Source organism: Candidatus Pelagibacter sp. PS_31 (genome assembly GCF_059417865.1).
The window spans coordinates 340,938-366,016 of sequence record NZ_CM182069.1; the positions used below are offsets into that span (position 1 = coordinate 340,938).

Consider the following 25,079-nt stretch of genomic DNA (forward strand, 5'->3'; position numbering starts at 1 on the left):
CATGGCAACGTTAAATATTAATAATTTAGAAAAAAGATTTAAACAAACAGAGGTTTTAAAGGGAATAAATTTAAACGTTGAAGAAGGTGACTTTCTCGTATTATTGGGCCCATCTGGTTGTGGGAAATCTACGTTGTTAAATACTATTGCTGGTCTTGAAGAATCTAGTGTGGGAGAAATATTAATAGACAACCAAATAGTAAACAAAATGGAGCCTAGTGAGCGAGATATAGCTTTTGTGTTTCAGTCTTATGCTCTTTACCCAGCAATGAGCGTCAAAGATAATATTACATTTGGTTTAAAACAAAGAAAAATTTCCAAAGAAAAAATTAATCAATCATTAAACAAAATAGCAGAATTACTTAAGATTACCGAATTGTTAGATAGAAAACCAGCGCAACTTTCTGGAGGACAAAGGCAAAGAGTAGCCATGGGAAGAGCATTAGTTAGAGAGCCTAAAATCTTTTTGTTTGATGAGCCACTTTCAAATCTAGATGCAAAACTTAGGATCGAGATGCGCAGAGAAATTAAGAAACTACATAAGAATTTAAAAACGACTATGGTTTATGTTACGCATGATCAAACTGAAGCTATGAGCTTGGGAACAAAAATTGCAATAATGAATAATGGTAAAATTGAACAATTTGATACTCCAAAAAATATTTATAATAAACCTAGTAGTGTGTTTGTTGCTGACTTTGTAGGTTCTCCATCAATGAATTTTATTAAAGGTTCTTTGACATCAAATAATAAATTGATTTCATTCTTACCTGATAATGCTAGTGAAAATGAGACTATAAATTTTAATCACAATAAAGAATTACAAAATAATTCTGCAGTTTTATTCGGTATAAGGCCAGAACATATTTTTTTAAAAAAAACTCATGCTGCTAGAGTGGCAAAAGATGAAAATTTTGCTGAAATTAAAGTTAAAACTGAATTACATGAATATGTTGGTCATGAACAAATAATTACTTTTAGCTATTTGGGGCAGGAACTATTGGGTAAATTTGCTTCTTCAATAGATGTTGAGATTGATAAAGAAATGACACTGTTTATTGATTTAAATAATATTTCTATTTTTGATAAAGATACCAAACAGAGAATATAAGTTATATAATCAATAAAATGAAAAGTATTGCGTTTATTGGAATTGGACTCATGGGTTTTCCCATGGCAAAAAACCTTCTTAAATCTGGTTATAATTTAAAAGCCTATAATAGATCTCAAGATAAAGCAGATAGACTAAAAGAATTTGGAGCAGAAATATCTGCATCCATTAAAGACGTTGTCACAAATTCTGACATAATTATCACTATGCTTACGGACGATAATGCTGTTGAAAAAGTAATGGGCAGTGATGAATTTATTTCTAATATAAAAGAAGGAGCTACTGTTATTGATATGAGTTCGGTTAATCCAGTTTTGACCGTAAAATATTCAAAAAAATTAAAAGAAAAAAAAATAAATTATTTAGATGCTCCAGTTTCGGGTGGAACTATTGGGGCAGAAGAGGCAACTTTAGCTATAATGGTTGGTGGTGATGAAGAAACTTTTAAAAATTGCTATGAGCTGTTAAAAAAAATGGGTAACCCAACATTAGTAGGCCCCGTGTCTTCTGGCCAAATTTCAAAACTAGCAAATCAAATTATTGTAGGTGTTACTATTGGAGCAGTTGCAGAAGCTGTTACATTATGTGAAAAGTCTGGAACCAATCCAAATAAAATGATTGAAGCTTTATCAGGAGGATGGGCAGACAGTAAAATATTACAAACACACGGAAAAAGAATGATTGATAAAGATTTTACACCAAAAGGAAAAACCACAACACAGTTAAAAGATATGACAAATATTATTAACGCAGGAAAAGCAGTTGAAACTCATCTGCCTATTTCTAGTTTAATTAAAGAAATGTATAATGATCTAGTAGCTGATGGTCATGGTAATACAGATCATAGCTCTTTATATAATGCGATTGAAAAAATAAATAAAAAATGAAATTTTTAAGAATTGGAAAAGAAGGTCAAGAAATTCCTGTAGTATTAGATAAGGATGGAAAATATAGAAATCTATCATCGATTATTAAAGACTTAAATCCTGAAAGTATTAATTTTGAAAATTTAGAAAAGATTAAAAACATGAGTCTTGAGAGCTTGGAAGAAATAAATCAAAGTGAAAGAATAGGATCTTGTATTTCTAAACCTGGAAACTTTTTTGCAATTGGTTTAAATTATGTGGAACATGCAAAAGAAACTGGTGCGAAAACACCTGAAAACCCAGTTCTATTTAATAAGTCTGTTCATTCTATAATTGGACCAAACGACAATGTAATCATCCCCAAGACTTCAAAAAAATTAGATCATGAAGTTGAAATTGCTTTTGTGATTGGAAAAAAAGCAAAAAGAGTTTTAGAAAAGGATGCACAAGATTATATTTTTGGATACTGTATTTGTAACGATATTAGTGAGCGTGAATGGCAAAAAGAAAAAGGAGGTCAGTGGGTAAAGGGTAAATCTGGTGATACATTTGGACCTTTAGGTCCATATTTAGTAACTAAAGATGAAATTCAAGACATTAATAATTTGAATTTAATGCTAGATGTTAATGGTCACAGACATCAAACAGGTAACACTAATCAGATGATTTTCAATTTTAACTTCTTGGTCGCTCATATTACAAGTTTTATAACGTTAATGCCTGGTGATATAGTTACAACAGGAACTCCTCCTGGTGTTGGTCTTGGCATGAGTCCTCCTGTTTTTTTAAAAGATGGTGATAACATGGAGCTATCAATTGATAATCTTGGAAGACAAAACTTAAAAGTGTTAGCTGAATAATATTTAATGTTAGAATTATTTATTGCATTTGGCGCAGGGTTAATTAGCTTTTTATCTCCATGCGTCTTACCACTAATACCTGGTTATGTTTCATTTATTACTGGTAGTACATTAAATGAAATTTTAGAAAAAAAGAAAATAGATTTATTGCCGTTGATAGTTTTTTCATTAGGTTTTTCTTTTGTATTCATTGTCTTTGGTGCAACTGCTTCTTTCTTAGGACAAATTCTTTTACAAAATTCTCAAATTTTAAGAACTATTGCAGGAATTATAATAATTATATTCTCTCTTCAATTAATTGGTGTTTTAAATATTAAATTTCTTAATGTTGAAAAGAAATTTTATACAAAAAAATCAAATAATATTTTCTTTGTATTTATTGTTGGAATGGCATTTGGCTTTGGATGGACACCATGTATTGGCCCTATTTTAGGATCAATTCTTGCTTTAGCTTCTACTGAAGAAACTATTTATAAAGCAATTTTACTGTTAAGTTTTTACTCACTTGGATTAGCGATACCTTTTGTTCTATCAGGTTATTTGATGCAAAAGTTTTTACTATTTTCCAAAAATTTCAAAAGAAATATTAATTTGGTTACAAAAGGAGGGGGTATAATACTTTTAATTACAGGAATTTTAATTTTAACAAACCAATTACAAGTTCTTGGCTATTATATTCTAAATTATTTACCATTTTTACAAAATTTCGGTTAGAAACTACTAAAGATAATTAATTCATGAAAATATATCAAATTGACACCAGCGCTAGAAAAGAAGGTTCTACCTCAAGAGCTTTAGCAAAAAAATTATTGGACAAAATTAAAAAGCCAGAAGATGAGGTTGTTTACCGAGACCTTAATGACGAAATGATCTTTATTTCTAATTTAACTGAGTCAGGAATGAAAATCCCTGATGGTGAGCAAACAGAGCAACATAAGAAAATGTTTGAAATGTCAGATAAACTAGTCATGGAGTTAAAAGAAAGCGACATAATTATAATTTCTGTGCCAATTTATAATTTTGGCCCACCAGCAACACTAAAAGCCTGGGCGGATCTAGCAGCAAGAGTTAAAGAGACATTTAAATATAATGAAGACGGAAGCAGGGTAGGTTTGCTTGAAGACAAACAGGTTTATCTCATAATCACTTCTGGTGGCACAAAAATCAATAGTAAGGATGATTTTTTAACACCTTGGCTAACTCATGTTTTAAATTTTTTTGGTATAAAAAAAATAGATATTATTGCTGCGGATCAATTGGCTATAGATTATGAAAAATCAATTAAAGAAGCAGAAAGTCAAATTGAGAACATAATATAATGAGTTTATTAAGTGTGAAAGAGTACAAGCTATATTCGAACTTTTTAAATACTTTAGCAAAGAATTTAAATAAATTTTATTACTCAAAACTTAATAAATCTTTTGTGACATCTAATAAGCTTAAAGGCAAAGGGTATGATCCTGTTACAACAGCTGACAAAGCATTTGAAAAATTTATTAGATTAAAAATTAAAAAAAAATTTCCAAGTCATCAAGTTATAGGTGAAGAGTTTGGCCATAAAAAATCAACTAGTGACTTTACATGGGTGATAGATCCAATTGATGGAACAAGATCATTTGTAATAGGTAACCCCACATGGAGCAATTTAATTTCTCTTAATTTCAAAGGTAATCCTGTTGTAGGTTTAGCAAATTTTCCGATTTTGAATAAATATTATTTAAACATTAACAACAAAAAAGCCTATGTTTTTGAGAATAAAAAAAGAATAAAAATTTCTGTTTCAAAAGATGTCTCTTTTTCTAAAATAAAAGTTGCAGGTGCTTTTCATGGTGCAGTTAGCCTTAAGCAGCAAATGAAAATACCAAAAGTTTTAAAATTAATGCAATTTCCAACAGCGGATGCATTAAGTTATTCTCATTTTTGTGAGGGAAAAATTGACGTTGTATTTCAAGCAACTAATAAAATTTGGGACATTCATCCATTAATGCCAATTATAAAAGCAGCAGGTGGAGTTGTAACCACTTGGGGCAATAGAGATGCAGTTAATGCAGGAAATATTTTAGTATCTGCAAATCAATTAATACATAATAAAATGCTTAAACTTTTAAAACCAGTTTCTAAATAAATGTCTGTAGTACCTACCAAAGCTCAAGAAATAATTGATTTCTGGTTTAGAGAAACTCCAATTGAAAAAAGATTTAAAAGAGATGAAAAACTTGATGTCTCTATTAAGAAATTTTTTTTAAAAGACTTTGAATTAGCAAGTACAAATGAATATGATGATTGGCAAGACACTCCATTGGGAAGCTTAGCACTAGTTATTTTGTTTGATCAATTTTCAAGAAACATGTTTAGAGACGACTCAAAAGCTTTTAGTCAGGACCATAAAGCAAGATTAATAGTTAATGATTCTGTTTATGCTGGATTTTTAGATGACATGGATCAGGATCAACGATTATTTATGCTACTACCACTCATTCATAGTGAGGAGATAACAGATCATGATATGGCCTACTATTTACTCGATAAATATTTAAAAGATCATCCAGATTTAGTTTCTATAAAAAAATCTTGGAAATATCACACATTAGCAATTAAAAAATTTCATAGATATCCCCATCGAAACATAGTGTTAGATAGAAAATCTACTCCTGAGGAAATAGAGTTCCTAGGTCAACCAAACTCATCCTGGTAAATCGTTCACTAAGTGAACAGATAAAATAAAATATTCAATATTTGCATTCCACTAGTGACAAATAGTCATTTTAATATTGAAATTTACTATCTATAAGGAGCCCATAAAATTAAAAAAAATTAACATTATCTTCTCTCTCTATTAGATAGTTAATATTAACTTCCCTCTTTTGAGGGAAGTTTCTTATTGTCAATATCCCTCCTGAATAATATAAATTTTGAATGAACTTTAAGTTTGTTTATAAAATATGCACCAAATCTGAGTGGCAAGAAGCTAAAAGTAAAGGTCAATTAACTGGTTCTAAAAAAGATTTAGAAGATGGTTATATTCATTTTTCAGGTGATGATCAGGTTGCCGGAACTCTTCAAAAGTTTTACAAAAATCAAAATGATTTAATTTTATTAAAGGTCGATACTTTAAAATTAGATCATTTAGTTTGGGAGCAAGCATCAGATGGAACTATGTTTCCACATTTATATTCGTCGCTAGATATTTCTAATGTAGTAGATGAATTTGATATTACTTTAGATGATGAAGGCAATCATGTGTTGCCGGATATTTTTTGACCGCTTTTTTTTTAAGGGGGTCACCCTTTCGGTAAACTCCAAAAGAGTTCCCCTATAAGTCAGCGGTTTACGCTAAAATCTATAATAATAGATTTTTTATTTTCTATGGTCTTATCTAGTCTTTGATTATTTAATCACACCAGTTATGTGTCAGGTGGTGATAAATTCATAATCATCCTCCTTTATTGATATTCATATATTAGCATTTTTGAATACTCTATTCAAAATATTTATTTCACTTTATGTTAAATATATTTATTGAATGCAACCTAGCAAAACTGTAGGATTTCGATAATTTTAGAAACTCTTCTAACTAATTTTATTTAAATAATTTTATTAATTATTACCTAAAAGATTTACCATTAGTACACCCACAATAATAAAACATAAACCAACTATCGAATAAAGATTTGGAACTTGATTATATTTGATTATGCCAACACCTACAGTTGAGATAATCGCAAGACCCGCAAATGATGCGTAAGTAATTCCCATTGGAATATTTTTCATCACCATTGATAAGGCATACATGCACAAAACTATAGTAATTGCCGTAATAATACTTGGAACAAGTAGAGTAAAACCTTCAGCACTTTTTGCAAAACTATTTGAAGCAACACCTAGTACTACTGCTAAAGCTAGAAATAAGTAGGAAGTTGTCATATTCATTAATTAGTTTTTCCCATTGTGTTTAATAATATAACACCAATAATAATTAAAGATATTCCAAGAACAGCATAAAGGTTTGGTGTTTGATTGTATTTTACAACACCAAAGATTGTTACAGCTGTAATAGTGAGCCCCCCGTAAGTAGCGTAAGTAAAGCCAACGGGTATAATGGTCATTGCCTTAGATAAACAAAAGATACATGCAACAATTGTAATAATGCAAAAAATAGTAGGATAAATATTTGTAAAGCCTTCTGTAGCTTTTAAGAAACCATTGGATGAAATACCAAGTGTTATTGCTAACACTAGAAATATGTAGCCGCCAGTAAGATTCATCTAATTATCTTAAATGAAATATTGTTAGAGATATATAATTATTTAGATATTACCACCAACCCATTACACGGCCGTTACCAGCAATAATTAATAGGCAAGTTAATACATGAAGCGCTATCCAAAATGTTCTAAAAGCTAATGCTTTTTTAACATCGGTTTGTTTTATAGGTAAAAATTCAGGTTTATCTTTGTCATTAATACCTATTGGCATTCCAACAGTTCTTGCCCAAATTTTTAACCAACGTCTTTGACCAGTCATAATTTTATTTAAATTTAATCAATCCAATTAGGAAAAGGCAATCCTTTTTCTTCAAGAAAAGATTTGTTAAACATTTTAGTAGCGTACTTATCACTTTTATCACAAAGAATTGTTACAATAGTTTTTCTAGGACCAAGCTCTTTACCTAATCTAATTGCACCAGCAATATTAATTCCACAACTAGTACCAAGGCTTAAACCTTCATTTTGAATTAGATCATAAAGTATTGGTAGTGCTTCATGGTCATCAATTGAATAAGCATCATCAATTTTAGCATTTTCAAAATTCTTTGTTACTCTACTTGAGCCAATTCCTTCAGTAATTGAACCACCTTCAGATTTTAATTCTCCATTTTTTATATAATTGTAAAGAGCAGAGCCTTTTGGATCAGATAGAAATATTTTTATATCTTTATTCTTTTCTTTAAGAGCGTTACTTACTCCTGAAATCGTTCCACCTGTTCCAGATGAACATACAAAACCATCAACTTTACCTTCAGTTTGATCCCAAATTTCTTGTCCTGTTCCTTCATAATGACCTTTAGCATTTGCAACATTGTCAAACTGATTAGCCCAAACAACTCCATTATTATTTGAAGGTCTTAATTCATCAGCAAGTTTTGCTGCAACTTTTACAAAATTAGCATCATCTTTATAAGGTTTAGCTGGAACTAGTCTTAAATCAGCACCAATATTTCTAAGAAGATCTTTCTTTTCTTGAGTTTGATTATCATTCATTACTATGATTGTCTTATAACCAAGTGAATTACCAAGTAGACATAAGCCAATACCAGTATTACCAGCAGTACCTTCAACAATTGTTCCACCTTTAGAGATTAATTTTTTGGTCTCTGCATCTCTAATTAAAGCAAGTGCCGCTCTGTCTTTTACAGAACCACCAGGGTTCATAAATTCTGCTTTACCATAAATATTACAACCAGTTATTTCTGATGCAGCTCTAAGCTTGATTAAAGGAGTATTGCCTATTCCAGAAATAAAGTTGTCTTGAATATTTTTCATTAGCTTGAAGTATTTTTATCTACCTCTTCTACCGCATAAGGTTTAAATTCTTCAGTTGCTGTTCCAACATTTTTAGCGGGTATTCCAACCATTACTGCATTCTCAGGAACATCTTTAGTTACAACGGCGTTAGCTCCAATTTTAGCATGAGTACCAACCATTACAGGTCCTAAAATTTGTGCACCTGAACCAACAACCACACAATCACTTAATGTTGGATGTCTTTTAACTTCTCTTTGATTATTTGAATTAATACTTGGAGCAATACCACCTAATGTTGCCATATGATAAATAGTTACATTATTTCCAATTTCTGAAGTTTCACCAATTACAACACCCATACCATGGTCAATAAATAAATTTTTTCCAATTTTAGCACCTGGGTGAATTTCAATTCCGGTTAAAAATCTTGATAGTTGTGAAATTATTCTTGCTACTAAATGAAACTTAGCAAGGTGAAAAAAATTTGCAATTCTGTGAAAAAAAACTGCTTTAACGCCTGGGTAAGTTAAAATTATACTTAGTTTAGATTTTGCCGCAGGATCTCTATCAATTATAGATTGTAAAAAGTCGTTCATTATTTGCTAATGTTGATTATAAATTTATAGTGGTTTATATAAGCTTTAAATAAGTAATTTAAAGAGGAAAATCTATGTACAAAAACACCAACTGTTTTCATTTAGCAATACCTTGTGGCGATTTAGAGAAAGCAAAACATTTTTACAGTGAAATATTAGGGTGCAGATTAGATAACTCAGCTCAAGAATGGGCAGATGTAGATTTTTGGGGAAATGAATTAACTCTTCACGCAAGCGAGCATAAACTTGAAAGCGAAAGACATGATGTTGATATGGGTAACGTTTCTGTTCCTCATTTCGGTGTACATTTATCTAGAGAAAATTTTAATTCATTAAAAAAGAGATTAACAGACAACAATACAAAATATTATGATGAGCCTTATTTAAGGTTTAAAGGCACGAAGTATGAACAAGAAACATTCTTTGTTAAAGATCCTAATGAAAACATCTTAGAGATTAAAACATTGACTGCAAATCCAGAATAGCTTCTTTACTAAAATCAATCTTTAGAATATCTTTAAATCTATAAAATGACTGTAGATTACAAAACTATAGCTAAAAATTTAAAATTTGAAGGCAGAGCTTTTATTAATGGTAAATATGTAGATGCCATTGATAGCGAAAAATTTGAAAATATAAACCCTGCAACAGGCGAAGTCCTTTGTGCAGTTTCAAAATGTAATCATAAAGATGTTGATCTAGCAGTTAAAGTTTCAAGAAAAGCTTTTAATAGTGGAATTTGGTCCAGAACATCTCCAGAGTTTAGGAAAGATGTCTTACTGAAATTTGCAGAATTATTAAGACAAACTGGTGAAGAAAATTCAGTTCTTGAATGTGTGGATAGTGGAAAATTAATTGGAGATTGTATTAATGAAGTTGCAAATGACGCGCCAATGCATTTCCAGTGGTATGGAGAATTAATAGATAAAGTATTTGGTAAAGTTGGACCAACAGAACCATCGTTAACTAGTTTAATTGTTAAAGAACCAATTGGTGTTGTTGCTGGAGTTGTTCCATGGAACTTCCCTTTAATGATGGCAGTTTGGAAAATGGCACCAGCGTTAGCTGCAGGTTGTTCAGTTATAATTAAACCAGCAGAAGACACACCTTTAACTGCAATTAGAGTTGCTCAAATTGCTAAAGAAGCAGGTATTCCAGATGGAGTTTTAAATGTATTACCTGGCTTTGGAGATGTTGGTGAAGTACTTGGTAGACACAATGATGTTGATGCAGTTTCATTTACTGGCTCAACAGAAGTTGGAGGACTGTTCATGAAATATTCTGGTGAAAGTAATTTAAAGACAATTGGTTTAGAGATGGGTGGTAAAAGTCCGTTCATCGTTTTAGAAGATGCAAAGATTACAGATAATTTAATTGATAATGCAATTAATTCTGCCTTTTGGAATGGTGGACAGAACTGCTCTGCAAATATGAGGCAAATAATTCACACTAAAGTTAAAGATGAATTTTTAGATAAAGTTTCCAAAAAAGTAAAAGATCTTAAAGTAGGAGATCCTTTAGATCCAAGCTCTAATATGGGATCAATGATTTCTAAAAAACATCTAGCAACTGTTGATGGGTACATTCAAAAAGGAGTTGATGAAGGTGCTAAACTATTATTTGGAGGAGTTTCAAGTAAAGATCAAAAAGGTTTTTTTGCAAAACCAACTCTTTTTGATGATTTAAAAGAGAATATGACTATTGCCCAAGAAGAAATTTTCGGACCAGTACTTGGTGTTCTTACAATCAATAGTGATGAAGAAGCTTTGAAAATTGCAAGTAATTCAAAGTATGGGTTGCACGCAAGTGTTTTTACTCAAGATATAGATAGAGCTTTTCATATGGCTAAAAGTTTACCTTGTGGAACTGTCTCTGTTAATACTTTTTCTGAAGGAGATATTAAAACGCCCTTTGGTGGATACAGACAATCTGGATCTTTAAGTAGAGATCAAGGTACAGAAGCTCTGGACCAATACCTTCAAACCAAGACTATTTGGATTAGTCATTCATAAAAAGATAAATAATATTAGGGATTATAAGTAGATAATTTTCTTTGACTTGCTCAAAAGTTTTAAGTTATGCTAGTTTTTTTAAATTAATCGAGAGGGATATAATGAAAATAATAAAAACTACACTTGTAGCTGGTTTAATTTCTTTATTTGCTACTTTTTCAGTGCTTGCTGAGAAAGTTAAAATTGGAGATCCAGGTTGGACAGGTGCAACAGCTATTGCAAATTTATTAGCAGCAGTTGTTAATGACAAAATGGGTGGAGAAGCAGAATTAGTTCCAGGAAATAATACTGCAATCTACGCGGCAATTGATAGAAGCAAAGGTGAGATAGAAGTTCACCCTGATATCTGGCTACCTAATCAACAGGCTTATACTAACGATCTAGTTCCTAAAGGAACTCTTAAGTTAAGTTCAAAACCTTACGAAGGAAACCAAGGATATTGTGTGTCTCAACAATTTGCTAAAAAAATGAATATTACAGCAATTGAAGACTTAGCTAGACCAGAAGTTGTTAAAGCAATGGACAGTGACGGAAATGGTAAAGGTGAGTTTTGGATTGGTGCTGATGGATGGGCTTCTGCAAATGTAAACCAAGTAAAACTTAGAGATTACGGTTTATACGATGCAGGCATTGAAGCAATCAGAGCTGCTGAAGCTGTAAAAAATGCAAGAGTACTTGACTCTATTAAAAAAAGTGAAGGTTATGCATTTTATTGTTACAAGCCACATGCAATTTGGGGAATGGCTGATGTAGTTATGTTAACTGAACCTAAGTTCGATGAAGCAAAATACAAAATGGTTCAGCCTAAAGAAGATGCTGATTGGTACAAAAAATCTTATGTTGCATCAAAAGATGCTCTTAAGCAAATCCAAATCGGTTGGGGAACTTCTTTAGAAGCAAAGTCACCAGCGATTGTTGATTTCTTTAAGAACTTTCAATTGTCAGCAGACGATGTTTCATTAATGGCTTTTCAAATTTCAGTTGAGAAAAAAGATCCAGCTGATGTTGCTAGAACATGGATGAAAAACAATAAGTCTAAAGTTGATGGTTGGTTAGGCCTTTAAGTTAAACTAAATTTTACCCGGCAACCAAATTTGTTGCCGGGTATATTTCTTTAAAAAATTATTAAATTTTCGAACGGATCTGATGGACTCTGCTATAGAAATAAAAAATGTTTGGAAGATTTTTGGCAACACTTCTGTGGAAGCATTAAATGCCATTCAAAATAATCGTATTTCAAAACAAGAAGCTTTAGAAAAATATAATTCAGTAATTGGTGTATCAGATGTCTCTTTTGACGTTAAAAAAGGAGAAATATTCTGTGTAATGGGTCTTTCAGGGAGTGGTAAATCCACTTTAGTGAGACATATTAATAGATTACTAGAACCTACTTCAGGACAAATTTTGATCGATAATGAAGATGTGATGAAATTTGATCCAAAAAGTTTACAAGATTTAAGGAATAAAAAGATAGGCATGGTTTTTCAAAACTTTGCTCTAATGCCTCACCGATCAGTTTTAGACAATATAGCAATGCCGCTTGAAATAAGAGGCATTAGTAAAAATGATAGATTGGATGCTGCTAATAAGATTTTAGATATTGTGGAACTTCAAGGTTGGGGAAATAAATTTGCCCATGAACTTTCAGGTGGAATGCAACAAAGAGTAGGATTAGCAAGAGCTTTAGCAGCAGATCCTGATGTTTTATTAATGGATGAACCTTTTAGTGCACTAGACCCATTAATAAGAAGACAGCTTCAAGCAGAATTTATCAAACTTTCAAAACAAATGAAAAAGACTACAGTATTTATAACTCATGATTTAGATGAAGCAGTAAGAGTGGGTCATAGAATTGCTATCATGAGAGATGGAAAAGTTATCCAAATAGGAACACCAGAAGAAATAGTAATGAAACCAGCAGATGATTATGTTGCTGATTTTGTAAAAGGAATATCTAGATTAAAAATTATCCAAGCAAAATCTATCATGCAGCCTGTTGAGAAATTTGAAAAAGAATTTGGATTAATATCAAAAAATTTAGAAAGCGTTCATGAAAATGATTTACTAAATAAGTTGATAGAAAAATCCTCTATTAAGGATGAGCCGATATTAGTAATTAATAATGAAAACAAAAATATTGGTATAATAACACAGGCAGACTTATTAAAAGCTGTTGTAGAGGGTAGTGATGGATAATAAAGCAAACAGAAACCCATCAAGAGATGAATTAATTACTGACTTTGTAAAAAGTAATCCAGACTATTATATTAAAGAGTTTAAAAAAATTGGTAGCAAGCCTACTTACTCATTTTCATTTAATTTATTTGCATTCATATTTGGACCAATTTGGTTTGGAATGCGTAATATTTGGAATTGGACTTTAGCTTTTTTAATTATTGAAACTTTTTCAGTAGTACAAATAATCAGAGGTTTATTTGGTAATATTACGGCAGAGGCCATTGCTAAAGTTGAACAAGTAAAAAGCACTATAGCCTTTAGAAATAAACAATTAGAAGCTGCGATAGAAAATAATCCAGACAAAATTGATGTCTTTGAAAGAAACATAAAATCCTTAGAGGATGCTATGCAGGGTTATTTAGATGAAATTACGAGAATAGAAGCTTCAGCAATTTGGATAGCAATTTTTGGTTTTATTTTATTGATAGGAGTTAAAATTGTTCAGGGTGTTTTGGCAAATTCAATTTTAGAAAAGAAATATTCTGAATGGTTATCTGATAAATCTATTCATCCAGGGATGCAGATGAAAAATTACATTTTAAGTGGTGTTTTTACCTCTGTTATAATGATTTTTACCGTTATCCATTACAGTTTTCCGGGCTTACTTCAGATAATGGATACGTTCCCAACACATCCTGAAATAAGATTATTTTCAATTAAATGGATAGAAATTGTTTTTGATTATGCTGTTGTTAAAGGAGATTTAATTTTTACAGCTATAACAATTGGTATTAGGTCCGTATTAGATTTCTTAGAATTATTGTTTGTTAAAACTCCTTGGATTGTAATTATAACTGCAATTGTAACTTTAACTGGGTTATCAGCAGGACCCAGGGCTGCAATTTATTCTACAGGATTTTTATGTTATATGGGTTTTTTAGGTTTCTGGGTTAAAGCAATGACTACACTTGCCTTATTAGGAACTGCTGCAGTTTTAAGTATAGCAATTGGAATTCCGCTTGGAATTTTCTGTGCAAGACGACAAAGATTTTATTCATTAATTAGACCGATAATGGATTTCATGCAAACAATGCCAGCCTTTGTATTTATGATTCCAGTAATAGCATTTTTTGGAACTGGAAAGGTTGCAGCAGTAATTATTACAATGATCTTTGGTGGTACACCTGTTGTAAGACTTACAGTTTTAGGGTTACGTGGAGTGCCAGAAACAATTCGAGAAGCTGCTATCGCATACGGTGCAACTAAATGGTATTTGCTGAGAAAAGTAGATCTGCCATTAGCTACACCTTCAATTTTGGCAGGTGTGAACCAAACAGTAATGTTAAGTTTAGCCATGGTAGTTGTAGCATCTCTAATCGGTGCAAAAGGATTAGGTCAAGATGTTCTCGAGGCATTGCAATATGCTAATGTTGGACAAGGTATACTTGCGGGTATAGCTATTTTATTTGTTGCATTAATACTTGATAGAGTTGTTCAGGGTAAAAAAAGAGTTTAATAAAACTTAATGGATTATTTAATATTAGGTTTTTTAACTGGGTTAAGTTTAATTCTTGCAATAGGTGCTCAAAATATATTTGTTATAGAACAAGGCTTAAAAAAACAATATATTTTTATTGTATGTTTAATTTGTTCAATTTCAGACTTTTTATTAATTTTTTTAGGAATTTTTTTATTTCAGTATCTGAATCATTTTTTTACTCCAACTATTGAGTTAGTTTTTAATATTTTACTTTTAATATTTTTATTACATTTTATTTGGGGAAAAATTAAAACTAAAGTTTCAGAAACTTCATTTAATGTGGATAGTAAAACTAATAATCTATCTAACATTGTAATTAAAACTTTAGGTTTTACTTTTCTTAATCCACACGTTTATTCAGACACTGTGTTTTTCCTAGGAAACTTCTCTAAAAGCCTTAGTCAAGTGGATAAGTATTACTTTGGTGCTGGGGCAGCCATTTCTTCATTCCTATTTTTTTTTATAATAGGATATCTTTCAAAATATTTTTCTAAATATCTTAAAAGTGCAACAGTGTGGAAAAGAATAAATTATTTGATTATTCTTTTTATGTCTATTTTGGCTTTAACAGTGCTAATGGAAATTATATAATTTAACTAGAATAACCGTACTTTTTAAGCCTAACGTCGCCTGTTCTTGCATGTGCTTCCATTCCCTCATATCTAGAAATTCTTGCAGCTGCAGCACCAACTAATTCAGTAGATTCTTTTGTCATTCTTTGAAAACTTAAAGTTTTAACAAACTTACCAACGAATAATCCACCCGTATATCTTCCCGCACCTTTAGTTGGAAGTATATGATTAGTTCCTGAACATTTATCTCCATAAGCAACAGTTGTTTCTTCTCCAATAAATAAAGAACCATAGTTTGTAAGTCTTTTGTGAAACCACTCTAAATTTTCTGTCTGAACTTCTAAGTGTTCTGGAGCATACTCATCACTAATAGTTGCCATTTCTTCATCAGTATCACAAAGGATAACTTCACCATAATCTCTCCACGCTGCATCTGCGTTAGTTCTTGGAACTTCTGGTAGTTCAGCAATTAATTCTGGAACTCTTTTCATTACTTTTTCTGCAAGCTCTTTACTCGTTGTGTATAACCAACAAGGTGAATTATAACCATGCTCAGCTTGACCCACTAAATCTACAGCAACTATCTCAGGGTCAGCTTTAGCGTCAGCAATAATTCCAATCTCAGTAGGACCAGCAAACAAGTCAATACCCACTTTTCCAAATAAAATTCTTTTAGCTTCAGCAACAAATTGATTTCCAGGACCAACGATAATGTCTGCAGGAGGGTTATTAAATAAGCCATTAGTCATTGCTGCAATTGCAGGAACACCACCTAAATTTAAAATTACATCAGCACCACAAAGATCTGCGGTATAAATAATTGTTGGATGTGCACCCACTCCTTCTTTTGGAGGACTACAGGCAATAACGTTTTTTACACCAGCAACCTTTGCTGTTGTTACACTCATAACTGCTGATGCAATGTGTGCATAACGACCTCCTGGTACATAACATCCAGCGGTATTAACAGGTATTAATTTTTGACCAGCAAAAAGTCCATCTGAAAGCTCTACTTCAAAATCTTGACCATAATTTTTTAATTGAGCTTCAGCAAATTTTCTAACTCTTTCATATGAAAATTGAACATCATCTTTTGTTTTTTGATCTAATGTTTTTTTAATTTCTTCAATTCTTTCTTTAGAAACGATGATTTCTCCATCGTATTTATCAAATTTTTTTGTAAGATCGATACAACCTTGTTCTTTTGTAGTTTCGATATTTTTTAATAAATCCTGAACAATTCCAGTTGTTTTAGTATCGTCTGTTGACGATGTTTTTGGTGATTTTTTTAAGTACGTTATAGCCATTGTTTCCCTCTCTAATTTTGAAGCTTTATTTAAAACATTAATGTAATTATTTCAATGAAGAATTAGTCTAAAGCAACAACAGCTGCAGCAATAGAGGCTAATCTAGCTTGTGCTTCATCAGATCTACTAGTAATTACTATTGGAACTTTACCACCCACTACCACACCAGCTGCACAAGCTCCCATAAAATAAATCATCATTTTAACCAAACTATTTCCAGTTTCAACACTTGGAACTAGCAATACATCTGCATCACCAGCTACAATATTTTTAACACCTTTTATAGCGGCAGATTTTTTTGAAATACTATTATCAAATGCCAAGGGACCAAAAACATCAGCATTTAAATTTTCTTCTTTTGCAAGTTTTGTAATTTCATCTGCATCGATAGAGCTTGGTACACTATCTAAAATTTCTTCTGTTGCTGATAGAACTGCAATTTTGGGCCTTTCAATTCCTATACGGTTTGAAAAATCAATTACATTTCTTAAAATATGCATTTTTGTTTTTACATTGGGTAAAACATTTAAAGCACCATCAGTAATTATAAGTGGCTTGTCGTCTTTAGTATTTGTCATATGCCATATGTGACTAAGTCTAGTTTTACCAAGTAAATTGTAATCTCTTTTTAAAATTTCTTTCATTAATACATCCGTATGAATATGACCCTTAACAATAATTTTTACTTTATCTTGGCTAGCAAGTTTTGCAGCAATAGCAGCAGTATTATTTTCAATAGGTTCATCAATGATTTCAAATTTTGAAATATCCCATTTTAAATCTTCAGCACATTTAAGAATTTCTTTTTTATCACCAATAAAAATAGGTATTATTAAATTTTCATTAACAGCATCTTGAACTGAAAGCATTGGTAAAGGCAACCCTGCATTTACGATTGCAGCATTAACACCTTTTTTCTTATGCGCATGATCCAGAAGGTTATTAGGACAAACAATTTCTTTATTTGAAAGCATGAGGTATATTTAGTCTGAATTTTTAAAAAGTATATACTGTAAATTGATAATGATTAAGCCTTTTAAATTAGATATTCCCGATAAAGTACTTCAAGAAATATACACTAAAGTAAAAAATTACCCATGGCATGAAATGCCAGATGATGGTGGCTGGAAATATGGAAGTAATCTTGATTATATGAAAGAGATCTCAAATTATTGGATTAAATATTTTGATTGGAGAAAACATGAGGCAGAAATAAATCAATTTCCAAATTTCACAACTATTGTAGATGATATCGAAATACATTTTATTCATGAAAAGGGAAGTGGGTCCAACCCAACACCTTTACTTCTTATGCATGGATGGCCTGGATCGGTAATTGAGTTTTTACATATTATAGAAAGACTTGCACACCCTGAAAAATTTGGTGGAAACATTGACGATGCCTTTGATGTAGTGGTCCCATCATTACCTGGTTTTGGTTTTTCTGGGAGACCTTCAAGACCCATGGGACCAAGAAAAATAGCCAATACTTTAAATAAATTGATGACAGAAAACCTTGGTTATAAAAAATATTTAGCACAAGGAGGTGATTGGGGAGCAACTATTGCAAACTGGATTGGTTATGATCATTCAAAATCATGTAAGGCAATTCACATTAATTGTTTAACAATGCGCCACCCTGATGGTCCACAAACAAAACAAGAGGAAGAATGGCAACAAAGATTTAATACAGACCAAATAATGCAAGATGGATATAGAACTCAACAAGCAACTAAACCTCAAACTTTAAGTTATGGAATGATGGACAGTCCTGTTGGAATTGCAGCATGGATTATTGAAAAAATGTACTCATGGTCTGATTTAAAAGATAACAATATTGAAAGTGTTTATTCAAAAGATACACTCTTAGCTAATATTATGGTTTATGTAGTTACAAAAACTTTCAACACAGCTACTTGGATTTATTACGGAAGAAGAGAAGAGGGTGGACGTTTTTTTCCTAAAGATTTTAAAAAAATAGAAATTCCAACAGCTGCAGCAATTTTTCCAGCAGAAATGTCTGAGTGGCCACCAAAATCTTATGTGGATAGAATGTTTAATATTACTCAATGGACAGAGATGCCGAGGGGTGGACATTTTGCAGCCCTTGAGGAACCTGAACTTCTTGTTAATGATCTTGTAAAGTTTTCAAGATCTGTACGATAGTTAGATACTTTGTAAATATTCCAAGTCTTTTAAAACAGCTTTTGAAATATTAATTTCTTTTTTAAGATTACTTTTAAACCTATTAAACTTACTTTGTCCTGGGTAAAGAATTTCTTTAACACCTTTTATCTTGGGAAGTCTTTTTATAGTTTTGATATTGTCTTTTATTCTTTTATTGAAAGAATTTCCGACAAATAAATTAGGCTTTAAAACAAAAAATAGGTGACCAATATTTTGTGGACCACTAAAATCGGTAAATGGATCTTTAACTCTACCTGCATGATTACCACCTGTTAATACACCACTTAAAATATCAACCATCCAAGCTAATCCAGAGCCCCTAAAACCAGCTATTGGTAATTGAACACCCTCTAATGCTTTTTTAGGATCCGTTGTTGGTTTACCAAATTTATCTAAAGCAACTCCTTCAGGAATTTTAGTTCCTTCTCTTGCTGCAACTCTAATTTTTCCTCTATTAATCATTGAGATTGAAGTGTCTAAAATAAAAGGAACCTTTGATCCAGTAGGTGTTCCAAAACAAATAGGGTTTGTTCCAAATAAACTTTTTAAAGCTCCATGAGGTGCAACTGCTGGAGGTGCATTAGTAAATATCATTACCATTAAACCTTTTTTAACTGCTTGCTCTGCGTAATAACCAGATAAACCATAATGACCACTATTCTTAACTGCAACTAAGCCAATTCCAGTTTTTTTAGCATTGTTTATAGCAGTTTTAATAGCGGTATCTGCTGCAACAAAGCCAATACTATTGTTACCATCAACATGGGCAATGGATTGAGAAATTTTTTTAACTTTAATTTTAGCTTTTGGATTAATAACTTTTTTAGAAATACGGTCACAGTACATCTTAAGTCTAGATAAACCATGTGATGGAGCACCAACTAATTCTGCATTGATTAAGGCTTCAGCACAAATAGTGGCATGATCTTTGTTTAATTTATACTTAATAAAGATATCTTTAATAATTCTTTTTAATTTCGAAGATTTCATAGTTTAATAAAAGTTTGATTAACCTTTACCATGCCATGGAATTGTTTTGTCAATTATTTTTCTTAAAGCAACATCAAATAATAAACCTAACATACCCATTACAAAAATAGTGATCCAAATAACTTCATATTGGAAGTATTTTTTAGCAACGTTTTCAACAAATCCAATACCTGTAGTACCAGCTAAAAATTCAGCTGCAACCAAAGTTCCCCAACACATTCCAACAGCAACTCTAACCCCTGTTAAAATTTCTGGTAATGAGTTTGGAAATATTACATGTCTTAATATTTGCCATTTAGATGCACCAAGTGAGTGTGAAGCATGAATTTTAGACAACTGAGTACCAGCAGCTCCTGCTCTAGCAGAGATGATCATAATTGAAAATGAAACCATAAATAATAAGAAAACTTTCCCAACATTATCAATTCCAAATACAGTAATAACTAGAGGAGCCCAAGCTAATGGGGGTACCGGTCTATATAGTTCAATTAAGGGATCAAAAAATCCTTTAGCAAATCTGTTTAAACCCATAAATAATCCTAGTGGTACACCAAAAATAATTCCAAGTACCAAACCTAGGAGAACTCTTAAAAAAGAATCCCAGATATGACCCATCGGAACTGGTATCTTAAATAATTTAAACTCACCTGTAACAACACTTAAGACTTTACTCTTAAAGTTTGGAGTAACAGTTCCGTCAGCATTATGAATTGGATATGCCCCAGGCATAGCATCTGCAATCCAATCAGGTAATATAAAACCAACTATTTTACTTACATCCATCATTTCATACCAAATTAGAGGTACGTTTTTAAATCCAATACTGGGTTTAAGGAGTAGCACAAATTTATTAAAGGTATCAGACGGTTTTGGTAACCATCTTCCAGATCCTTGCTCAGAACAATTTGGTCCACTTGAAACAATTGTACCAGCAGGAAATAAAAAAATATCAACTAGTCTTAAAACACCTTGCTCTTTCTTTTGAACTTCATCAAACTCTATTATTGATTTTTGCATATCATCAAGAGTATTAGGTGGGAAAATACTTGCGTATTCGATTCTTCGAGCAATTTTCAAAACATCTTTTGCTAATGCAGAAGCTACTTCTTGGGTATCATCTAAACTAGATCGATAAGCTTTAATCTCATCCTTAATCTCTTTCATTAACTGTTTATATTTATAGTTATGATTTCTTAATTTGAAAAAGTCATTACTAATAAGAGTTAATTCTTTTGCAGCTGCATCAAATTTTAAACCCATTTTTGTTTCAGGAATATTTGGTATTTCAACTGTATTTTCTACAGCGGTTGCAGAGGCTCCCCATTTCCCTTGTTTTTTTAAAGCTTCAATTCTCGCGTTCTCTTCTTCAATACTTTTAATTGGCGGATAGCTTATTTTTTGAAAATCTTCTGTTAACCAAGTAATTCTATTTGTTAAATCTCGAATTTGACTTTTTGTTTCTTCTTTTAAAAGATCAATATTGGTTAATAATGGAATTGATTGTTGAGTTTTTGCAATAAATTTTAAAAGAGTAGTTTTGTCTTGTTCTCTTATATTAGGTGAATTTTTAATTTCATTAGCTAGTTTTTTTATATTTTTGTTTTCACCTTTAATTATTGAAGTACTCTTAAATTCACGTTCCTCAATTGGAAATAAATATTTTAATGAAAGTAAAGAGTCGTTTACTTTTGCAACCTGACAAAGTTCATTTGCAGACTGAGGATAAAATGATTTCGCCATATCCCAAGAATAGTAAAGCCAAGTTAATAGTAAAAAACTACTACCAACAATAACCCAATGAACTCCACCTTTAGCTCTTTCAGGGTTACCAAATACAGCATCTAATTTTTCAGTTTTTGCTAATTTTCTTCCATACAAAATAGATCCAATAACTGCAAAAATTACTACGAATGTTATAATACCTGTTAGCATACTAAATATCTTTACCCATAATTTCTTCTTCCATATTCCAAATCATAGTTAGAATTTCTTCTCTAGTGCTTACAAAGTCAGGTGTTTTTTTTATCTCTCTTAAATCACCATCAATACCCATTGATGCAAAAGGAAGATTATATTCTTTATGGATACGACCTGGTCTTGGTGCCATTACATATAATCTTTCACCTAGTAGTAAAGCTTCTTCAACTGAGTGGGTGATTAAGATAATTGTTTTTCCTGTTTCTTTCCAAATTTTTAAAACTAAAGACTGCATCTTCTCTCTGGTTAATGCATCTAATGCTCCTAACGGTTCATCCATTAAAATTAAATCAGGGTCATTAATTAAACATCTAGCAAGAGCAACTCTTTGCTGCATACCTCCAGATAATTGATAAGTAGGAGTGTTTCCAAAACCTTGTAGGCCTACTATATTTAACCATTCTTCAACTTTCTTAGCAGTATTAACCGGGTCTTCTTTTTTCATTCTTAAACCAAAGTCAACATTCTCTGCAACCGTTAGCCATTCAAATAAAGCACCTTGTTGAAAGACCATTCCTCGTTCAACACCAGGGCCATTAATTTCATTTCCGTTAAGAGTGAGAACTCCAGAAGTAGGTCGTAGAAATCCAGCAGTAATGTTTAATAAAGTTGTTTTTCCACAGCCCGAAGGACCAAGAACAGTTAAAAGTTCACCTTTTTTAAGTGTAAAGTTTACATCTTTTAATGCATGAACTGTTTCTCCTTTAGGAGTTTTAAAGATCATGTTTAAATTCTGAGAAATTAAATCACTCATAAGACAATACTATATTAAAATTTTTTTAAAAAAATAGGCACCAATTTATTAAATTGGCGCCTATTTAAATTTATTTAACTCTCTAAATTAAAGAGGTAAAAAGCTTGTATCAACTGCTCCGTTAGGAGTACCCATTCCTTTTAAAAATCCACTTAGATTTCCAGAAGTCATAGATTTTTCAGTCTCTTCAGGTGTAAGAAATTTAAATCCGCTTAAAGTTTCTTTCATATCACCAAGCTTCATCTCAGCATCTTTAGCGATAACATTTAAATCACTTTTACCTGCTGCATATCTAGCATTTGCTTCATGAGTTACTTCTATGAAAGTTCTCAGCATACCTGGGTTCTCTTTCATAAATTTGTCAGTAACAGATGTAATGTCGATACCTAAGATACCAGCATCACGTGCTTCTTGAACTGTTAGTAATCTACTTCCAACTGCAGTTGCAGCTTTAATAGAATTACCACCAAATAAACACGCCATTACAACGTCACCAGAAACTAGTGCAGCAGCACCTTCTTCAGGATCCATTTGAATAACTGTCATTTTACTTTTATCAGCACCAACAACTTTCATACTTTCATCAAAAACATACTCAGCCATCGTTCCTAGAGGAACAGCAACTTTTTTACCTTCTAATTCAGAAGCGTTAGCTTTTGTAATTCCAGAAGCATTAGATGTAACACAAGTTGTTCCACCCATTCCGTATTCCATAGCAATATCTACAAGTTTTAGCGGAGCTTTTGATTTAACAGCATTGATGAATGGCACTAAGCCTTGTGAGTAAGAAATATCAATATCTCCAGCTAACATAGCATCAGTCATTGCACCACCGTTTGAAAAGTTAGTCCATTTAACTGGAACCCCTAGAGCTTTATCAAACATCTTTTTAACTTTGTCTTCTTGGTTTGGAGTAGGCCATTCTAAAAAGAATGCAACTCTAACTTCTTTAGCAGCAGCGTTAGCAACTGACATTGATAAGTTAAGAGCAACTACAGCACCAAGAATAAAACTAATTATTTTTTTCATTATTATTCCTTTGTTAGTAATTTAATTAAATTATCTGTATTTAAATAGAATTTGGAATTGATGTAAAACAAATTTTAATTTTTATACACCTATAAGTTGTAAAATTATAAGCCTTAAAGAAAAAAATAATTATAGAAAACCTTTTGATTTAGTCTAATAGTTAGGAGTAAAATTATAACACTACATACTTAGAGAGAGAATATTTATGAGCTCAGAAAACAGAACTTCAGTACCTAATTCATTAAATGAACATTGGATGCCGTTTACATCTAATAAAGATTTCAAAGCAAACCCAAGACTAATTACAGAAGCTAAGGGGGTTTACTTAAAAACTCACCATGGAAAAACACAAATAGATGCGAGCTCAGGGTTATTTTGTAACCCACTAGGCCATGGAAGAAGAGAAATCACAGAAGCTGTTACAAAGCAATTAGAAACTTTAGATTACGCACAACCATTTCAACAAGGTTTTGGTGGTTCATTTGAATTAGCTACAAAAATTTCAAAACACACACCAGGTGATTTAAATAAAATGTTTTTTACAATTTGTGGATCTACAGCTGTAGAAACTGCAATTAAAATTGCTGTTGCATATCACAGAGCAAAAGGACATGCAGAAAGATTTAGATTTGTTGGACGTGAGCGTGGTTATCATGGAATGAACATTGGTTGTATTTCAGTGGGTGGAATGGTGAATAATGTTAAAACGTTTGCAAGTGTTTTAATGCCAGGTGTCCAACACATTAGACATACACATTTACCAGAACATAAGTTTGTAAGTGGTCAACCAGAAACTGGAGACTATTTAGCAAATGATTTAGAAACTATTTGTCAAAATTTTGGTGGTGAAAACATTGCTGCTTGTATTGTTGAACCGATTGCTGGATCAACTGGAACACTGGTTCCACCAAAAGGATATTTACAAAAACTAAGAGAGATCTGTGACAAGCATGGAATACTTTTAATTTTTGATGAAGTAATTACAGGATGGGGCAGAACAGGATCTAAATTCGCTGCAGATGAATTTGGAGTAACTCCAGACATTATGACAATGGCTAAAGCTACAACCAACGGTGTTGTTCCCATGGGTGTTGTTGCATGTAATGATTATATCTATGATGCGGTAATGGATGCTTCACCAACAGGTGCAGTTGAATTGTTTCATGGCTATACTTATTCAGGAATTCCAGTTGCAGTTGCTGCCGCTCTTGCAGTGCAGGAAATTTTTGAAAAAGATGATATTTTCAATAGAGCAAAAAATTTAGCTCCTTATTTCCAAAAAGGATTATTCTCTCTTCAGGATCTAGAGTCTGTAGATAATATCAGAGGATATGGAATGATGGGTGGAATAGACATGAAGCTAAACACTAAACCAGGTAAAGCTGGTTATGAATGTTTTAAAGCATGTTATGAAGCTGGTGTTAACTTTAAAGCTACAGGAGATTGTTTAATTATAGCTCCTCAATTCATCTGTGAAGAAAAACACATTGATGAGATTATTGAAAAGTTAAGAACTGGTATTACTAACTATCAAAAAAATCAAAAAAACTAAAAACTTTAATAAAATTTAAAGTA

At 31.8% G+C, this 25,079-nt stretch carries 27 protein-coding genes; 16 read left to right on the forward strand and 11 right to left on the reverse strand.

Annotated elements, in window-relative coordinates; translation table 11 throughout:
* Nucleotide 1: 1 nt before the first annotated feature.
* The 8 genes from AC5SLN_RS01795 (at nucleotide 2) to AC5SLN_RS01830 (ending at nucleotide 6,098) form a co-directional block, all read left to right on the forward strand.
* A complete protein-coding gene (locus tag AC5SLN_RS01795; RefSeq protein ID WP_494593810.1) occupies nucleotides 2-1,111 on the forward strand; it encodes an ABC transporter ATP-binding protein in 1,110 nt (369 codons plus the stop codon).
* 17 nt (nucleotides 1,112-1,128) lie between these two features.
* Nucleotides 1,129-1,998, forward strand: a complete 870-nt coding sequence (locus AC5SLN_RS01800) for an NAD(P)-dependent oxidoreductase (RefSeq protein ID WP_494593812.1) — start codon at nucleotides 1,129-1,131, stop codon at nucleotides 1,996-1,998.
* Nucleotides 1,995-2,837, forward strand: coding sequence for a fumarylacetoacetate hydrolase family protein (locus AC5SLN_RS01805; protein WP_494593814.1), 843 nt, complete (start codon nucleotides 1,995-1,997; stop codon nucleotides 2,835-2,837). Before AC5SLN_RS01800 ends, AC5SLN_RS01805 begins: the two co-directional genes overlap by 4 nt.
* Nucleotides 2,838-2,843: 6 nt before the next feature.
* A complete protein-coding gene (locus AC5SLN_RS01810) occupies nucleotides 2,844-3,551 on the forward strand; it encodes a cytochrome c biogenesis CcdA family protein (protein WP_494593816.1) in 708 nt (235 codons plus the stop codon).
* 23 nt (nucleotides 3,552-3,574) lie between these two features.
* Nucleotides 3,575-4,156: an FMN-dependent NADH-azoreductase gene (locus AC5SLN_RS01815; RefSeq protein ID WP_494593818.1), complete on the forward strand. Its 582-nt coding sequence runs from the start codon at nucleotides 3,575-3,577 to the stop codon at nucleotides 4,154-4,156.
* On the forward strand, nucleotides 4,156-4,962 hold the full coding sequence (locus AC5SLN_RS01820; RefSeq protein WP_494593820.1) for an inositol monophosphatase family protein: 807 nt from the start codon (nucleotides 4,156-4,158) through the stop codon (nucleotides 4,960-4,962). The genes AC5SLN_RS01815 and AC5SLN_RS01820 overlap by 1 nt, the downstream gene beginning before the upstream one ends.
* Nucleotides 4,963-5,532, forward strand: coding sequence for a DUF924 family protein (locus tag AC5SLN_RS01825; protein WP_494593822.1), 570 nt, complete (start codon nucleotides 4,963-4,965; stop codon nucleotides 5,530-5,532).
* 221 nt (nucleotides 5,533-5,753) lie between these two features.
* A complete protein-coding gene (locus AC5SLN_RS01830) occupies nucleotides 5,754-6,098 on the forward strand; it encodes a DUF952 domain-containing protein (RefSeq protein WP_494593824.1) in 345 nt (114 codons plus the stop codon).
* Nucleotides 6,099-6,434: 336 nt separating this feature from the next.
* Here AC5SLN_RS01830 and AC5SLN_RS01835 read toward each other — a convergent pair whose 3' ends face one another.
* From AC5SLN_RS01835 to epsC, 5 genes are read right to left on the reverse strand one after another with little or no spacing between them, the layout of a single operon-like run.
* The gene (locus AC5SLN_RS01835) at nucleotides 6,435-6,767 is read right to left on the reverse strand and encodes a DMT family transporter (protein ID WP_006997130.1); all 333 of its coding nucleotides are present in this window, start codon (nucleotides 6,765-6,767) and stop codon (nucleotides 6,435-6,437) included.
* Nucleotides 6,767-7,102 carry a DMT family transporter gene (locus AC5SLN_RS01840; protein ID WP_494593826.1) on the reverse strand — a complete coding sequence of 112 codons (336 nt, stop codon included), beginning with the start codon at nucleotides 7,100-7,102 and terminating at the stop codon, nucleotides 6,767-6,769. Before AC5SLN_RS01840 ends, AC5SLN_RS01835 begins: the two co-directional genes overlap by 1 nt.
* Before the next feature lie 49 nt (nucleotides 7,103-7,151).
* Entirely contained in the window at nucleotides 7,152-7,361 is a 210-nt protein-coding gene (locus tag AC5SLN_RS01845; protein ID WP_006997128.1) for a hypothetical protein, read from the reverse strand.
* A 14-nt stretch (nucleotides 7,362-7,375) separates the two neighbouring features.
* Nucleotides 7,376-8,380 carry a cysteine synthase A gene (locus AC5SLN_RS01850; RefSeq protein ID WP_494593828.1) on the reverse strand — a complete coding sequence of 335 codons (1,005 nt, stop codon included), beginning with the start codon at nucleotides 8,378-8,380 and terminating at the stop codon, nucleotides 7,376-7,378.
* The gene (gene epsC / locus AC5SLN_RS01855) at nucleotides 8,380-8,958 is read right to left on the reverse strand and encodes a serine O-acetyltransferase EpsC (protein ID WP_494593830.1); all 579 of its coding nucleotides are present in this window, start codon (nucleotides 8,956-8,958) and stop codon (nucleotides 8,380-8,382) included. The genes AC5SLN_RS01850 and epsC overlap by 1 nt, the downstream gene beginning before the upstream one ends.
* A 74-nt stretch (nucleotides 8,959-9,032) precedes the next feature.
* On the opposite strand from epsC, the gene AC5SLN_RS01860 reads away from it, so the two are divergent.
* From AC5SLN_RS01860 to AC5SLN_RS01885, 6 genes are all read left to right on the forward strand, one after another.
* Nucleotides 9,033-9,443 carry a VOC family protein gene (locus AC5SLN_RS01860; RefSeq protein ID WP_494577153.1) on the forward strand — a complete coding sequence of 137 codons (411 nt, stop codon included), beginning with the start codon at nucleotides 9,033-9,035 and terminating at the stop codon, nucleotides 9,441-9,443.
* Nucleotides 9,444-9,488: 45 nt separating this feature from the next.
* The gene (locus tag AC5SLN_RS01865) at nucleotides 9,489-10,970 is read left to right on the forward strand and encodes an aldehyde dehydrogenase (RefSeq protein WP_494593832.1); all 1,482 of its coding nucleotides are present in this window, start codon (nucleotides 9,489-9,491) and stop codon (nucleotides 10,968-10,970) included.
* A 101-nt stretch (nucleotides 10,971-11,071) separates the two neighbouring features.
* Complete coding sequence (locus AC5SLN_RS01870) at nucleotides 11,072-12,034, forward strand: ABC transporter substrate-binding protein (RefSeq protein ID WP_494593834.1); 963 nt, start codon at nucleotides 11,072-11,074, stop codon at nucleotides 12,032-12,034.
* Between the two features lie 82 nt (nucleotides 12,035-12,116).
* Nucleotides 12,117-13,166, forward strand: coding sequence for a quaternary amine ABC transporter ATP-binding protein (locus AC5SLN_RS01875; protein WP_006997121.1), 1,050 nt, complete (start codon nucleotides 12,117-12,119; stop codon nucleotides 13,164-13,166).
* On the forward strand, nucleotides 13,159-14,664 hold the full coding sequence (locus tag AC5SLN_RS01880; RefSeq protein WP_006997120.1) for an ABC transporter permease: 1,506 nt from the start codon (nucleotides 13,159-13,161) through the stop codon (nucleotides 14,662-14,664). The genes AC5SLN_RS01875 and AC5SLN_RS01880 overlap by 8 nt, the downstream gene beginning before the upstream one ends.
* Nucleotides 14,665-14,673: 9 nt before the next feature.
* A complete protein-coding gene (locus AC5SLN_RS01885) occupies nucleotides 14,674-15,279 on the forward strand; it encodes a LysE/ArgO family amino acid transporter (protein ID WP_494593837.1) in 606 nt (201 codons plus the stop codon).
* A gap of 1 nt (nucleotide 15,280) precedes the next feature.
* Here the strand turns inward: AC5SLN_RS01885 and hisD are convergent, their stop codons facing one another.
* Nucleotides 15,281-16,567, reverse strand: coding sequence for a histidinol dehydrogenase (hisD, locus tag AC5SLN_RS01890; protein WP_011281955.1), 1,287 nt, complete (start codon nucleotides 16,565-16,567; stop codon nucleotides 15,281-15,283).
* A 62-nt stretch (nucleotides 16,568-16,629) separates the two neighbouring features.
* Complete coding sequence (locus AC5SLN_RS01895) at nucleotides 16,630-17,541, reverse strand: bifunctional enoyl-CoA hydratase/phosphate acetyltransferase (protein WP_494593839.1); 912 nt, start codon at nucleotides 17,539-17,541, stop codon at nucleotides 16,630-16,632.
* 49 nt (nucleotides 17,542-17,590) lie between these two features.
* Here AC5SLN_RS01895 and AC5SLN_RS01900 point away from each other — a divergent pair, with 49 nt between their 5' ends.
* The gene (locus AC5SLN_RS01900; RefSeq protein WP_494593841.1) at nucleotides 17,591-18,733 is read left to right on the forward strand and encodes an epoxide hydrolase family protein; all 1,143 of its coding nucleotides are present in this window, start codon (nucleotides 17,591-17,593) and stop codon (nucleotides 18,731-18,733) included.
* Here the strand turns inward: AC5SLN_RS01900 and AC5SLN_RS01905 are convergent, their stop codons facing one another.
* From AC5SLN_RS01905 to AC5SLN_RS01920, 4 genes are all read right to left on the reverse strand, one after another.
* Nucleotides 18,734-19,744 (reverse strand): Ldh family oxidoreductase, encoded by a 1,011-nt coding sequence (locus tag AC5SLN_RS01905; RefSeq protein ID WP_020169286.1) that lies wholly within the window; start codon nucleotides 19,742-19,744, stop codon nucleotides 18,734-18,736. It abuts the gene before it with no gap.
* A gap of 18 nt (nucleotides 19,745-19,762) precedes the next feature.
* Nucleotides 19,763-21,676, reverse strand: a complete 1,914-nt coding sequence (locus AC5SLN_RS01910) for an ABC transporter permease (protein ID WP_494593843.1) — start codon at nucleotides 21,674-21,676, stop codon at nucleotides 19,763-19,765.
* Between the two features lies 1 nt (nucleotide 21,677).
* Nucleotides 21,678-22,475 (reverse strand): ATP-binding cassette domain-containing protein, encoded by a 798-nt coding sequence (locus tag AC5SLN_RS01915; RefSeq protein WP_494593845.1) that lies wholly within the window; start codon nucleotides 22,473-22,475, stop codon nucleotides 21,678-21,680.
* Nucleotides 22,476-22,562: 87 nt separating this feature from the next.
* A complete protein-coding gene (locus AC5SLN_RS01920) occupies nucleotides 22,563-23,504 on the reverse strand; it encodes an ABC transporter substrate-binding protein (protein WP_018414008.1) in 942 nt (313 codons plus the stop codon).
* A gap of 205 nt (nucleotides 23,505-23,709) precedes the next feature.
* Between AC5SLN_RS01920 and aptA the strand changes: the two genes are divergently transcribed.
* Nucleotides 23,710-25,056 (forward strand): omega-aminotransferase AptA, encoded by a 1,347-nt coding sequence (gene aptA / locus AC5SLN_RS01925; RefSeq protein ID WP_494593847.1) that lies wholly within the window; start codon nucleotides 23,710-23,712, stop codon nucleotides 25,054-25,056.
* The last annotated feature ends 23 nt before the right edge of the window (nucleotides 25,057-25,079 follow it).